Source organism: Thermomonas hydrothermalis, assembly GCF_900129205.1.
Taxonomy (GTDB): Bacteria; Pseudomonadota; Gammaproteobacteria; order Xanthomonadales; family Xanthomonadaceae; genus Thermomonas; species Thermomonas hydrothermalis.
Genome location: NZ_FQUK01000079.1, coordinates 1 through 2,135 on the forward strand (window position 1 = coordinate 1; position 2,135 = coordinate 2,135).

Genomic DNA, 2,135 nt, shown 5'->3' on the forward strand with positions numbered 1-2,135 from the left:
CCATGCGTCACAGTTTATACCACATGGTGCGCTTCGCGCACCCGCAATTCCTCCCCTGACTCAAGTCAGGGGTTTCCTTGCGGAGATTCTATGAAGCCGTCCAGCTCGTCCTTCTTCACGCCCATGTTGAGGAACACACGGCCATCGTTGGTGATGGTCGGGGTGACCTTCAGCTCCAGCAGCGCTTCCTTGAACTGCACGGTCGGGACGTTGCCGCCCTGGCCGCCGGACACGGTCAGGTAGCCGATTTCCTTACCCTGCCGAATCACCGCTTCCTTCTGGTTGCTGGTGACGATGCGCGGGTTGGAGATCACCTCGCCGCGGCCCTGCTCCTGGATGGCCGACAGCTCGACATCCAGTGCATAGCCCGCGTTGAGGATGGACAGCGCCAGCGACCCACCCGGGTTCTGCAACGCTGCCGGCATGTTCCAGTTCAGTCCGCGGGTGATGGTTGGGACCGCCGGCGGCGTCGGCGGCGTCGTGCTGTTGTTCTGCTGGTAGGCGTTGAGGATTGAATTCTGGTTCGCGATGTTGTTGCTGATGCTGTTGCTGTAGAAGATCTTGCCGTTGTGGTCCACCCCGGTGATCCCGAACTTGGCCCCCAGCTCGCGCGCCACATTTTCGTTGGCGATCACGATCCGGGCTTCGATCACCACCTGGTCAACCGGCTTGTCCAGCTCCTGCACCAGCTTCTTGATGCTTTCGACCCGCTGCGGGATGTCGATCACCAGCAGGGTGTTGGTGCGCTTGTCGAAGCTGATGCTGCCACGACCGGACAGGAACCCACGATCCTGCACGTTCTGACCCTGCACGCCGCCCTGCTGGTTGCCCTTGCTTTCCTCGGTCAGCAAGCGGGCAATATCCTCCGCACTGGCGTAGTTGACCGGGATGTACTCGGTCACTTTCTGCGCCCGCTCCTCAAGATTGATACGGGCATCTTCCTTGGCCTGCTCGAAGTCGGCGATTTCCTTCTGCGGGGCCACCCAGATCACGTTGCCGTTACGGCGCTTGTCCAGCGACTTGGCCTGCAAGACGAGATCCAGCGCCTGATCCCACGGCACATTGACCAGCCGCAGGGTGACGTTGCCCTGCACGGTGTCAGCGGCAACGATGTTGAGGTTGGATTCCTCAGCAATCAGCTGCAGCACCGTGCGCACCGGCACGTCCTGGAAGTTGAAACTCACCGGCTTGCCGCTGTAGCGCACGCTGCCGGTGGTCGCCGCATCACCGGCAACGACCGCGCCCATCGCCTTGCCATCGGCCTGGGCCGCGCTTGCCACTGGCGTGGCACGCGGCACGATCTCGACGATGTATTCGTTACCGGTCTGGTAGGCCATCGACTCGAACGCCCCCTTGGTGCCCAGCACCAGCTGCACGCCGTTGCTGGTCGGATGCGCTTCGACGCGCTGCACCGGGGTGGCGAAATCGACCACGTTGATCGGGCGCTGCAGGGCGGCCGGCAACTGGGCGTTGCCGATGTCCACCACCACATTGCTCCCCTGGGTGCGCAGATCCGGCGCGGCACCCTCGCCCGAGAAGCGCAGAATCAGCTTGCCGGCGCCGCCGTCACCGCGCTTGAAGTCGATCGCGGCCAGCGATACCGCATCCGGCAGGCGCTTGGCCGGATCGGCCCCGCCACCGGTGGCGGACTGGCCAACCCCGGCCGCGAGAGCGGGGGTCGGTGCGGCCCCAGCGCCAGCCAGGCCGAGCGCGAGCGCTGCGGCCAGTGCGCTGATGGTCAAGGAACGCCGGACAGGCTGCGTTTGCGTGGCGTAGATGCAGGTCATCGTCTCTTCCCCAATCTCAATTGTCGAGCGCCAGCCTGGCGGGGCGTTCGAGCCAGCCACCCGCGCCATCCGGAACCAGTTCGACCAGTTCAATCCGGTCTTCGAAAACGCCGGTCACCCGGCCGTCGCTTTGCCCCATGTAGTCACCCGGCTTGACCTTGTAGGTCACCTTGTCGGGCGCCATGACCAACCCGACCAAGTTCTTGCCGGCCCCCAGGGTGCCAACCATCTTCAGGCTGTCCAGCGAGAACATCTGGCTCCATCGCGTCTGGTGTGGAACGGGCCGCCGGATGATGTCAGCCTTGGCGGATGCAAGAACAACTCTTCACCCAGGCTTTGGGGCTGACG

1 protein-coding gene and 1 pseudogene are annotated in these 2,135 nt (G+C 64.0%); both read right to left on the reverse strand.

Features of this window, described 5'->3' with window-relative positions; genetic code table 11:
* Positions 1-65: 65 nt before the first annotated feature.
* The gene (locus BUA29_RS11830) at positions 66-1,787 is read right to left on the reverse strand and encodes a type IV pilus secretin PilQ (protein WP_072756710.1); all 1,722 of its coding nucleotides are present in this window, start codon (positions 1,785-1,787) and stop codon (positions 66-68) included.
* Positions 1,788-1,803: 16 nt separating this feature from the next.
* A pseudogene (locus tag BUA29_RS11835) lies at positions 1,804-2,031 on the reverse strand (pilus assembly protein PilP); the annotation flags it as partial.
* Between the last annotated feature and the right edge of the window lie 104 nt (positions 2,032-2,135).